A 452-nucleotide genomic window follows, 5' to 3' on the forward strand; every position below is an offset into this window, starting at 1 on the left:
CGGCAAGCTTTACTTGATCTACGACAAGGGATCGGCGGAGTCGTTTGCGGCCAATGCGGAAGTTGCAGTGCCGAAGGCGGACGCCAACTGGCCCAAGGTRGTAGCGGACCTCAGGCTGGACAATTACGAGTGATCCTAGGTGGGAGCGCCCCTATCTGACTGGCGAGAAGTGGAACACCTTCGTCGAATTTACGTAAACGTAGCTGCTTCCACCGGGAGAATTTGGACGTCTATAGACCGGGCCGCAATCTGCCTGCCCGAATGCATTTTCACTCTGTTCACAGAGCTTGTCGCGATCGACGAAAACCTTTTCGGTCAACATCTGCGTCGCCGTGCGGAATGCCGCCTTGCCGTCGGGTTCTATTTGCATCAGTGCCAGGCTGCTTGAGGGCTCAATCCTGCCCTTCAGGAGTTTCCCCATGACGGTGCTGGCAATTTCCTTACCGTTCAAC

General features: G+C 55.9%; 1 protein-coding gene. It reads right to left on the minus strand.

Going from position 1 to position 452, the window contains the following annotated elements:
- Nucleotides 1-151: 151 nt before the first annotated feature.
- The coding region (locus tag AC1D0P_RS29470; protein WP_477679972.1) for a hypothetical protein at nucleotides 152-452 on the minus strand (301 nt) is incomplete at its 5' end.

The organism is Polaromonas sp. P1_G2 (genome assembly GCF_056405515.1).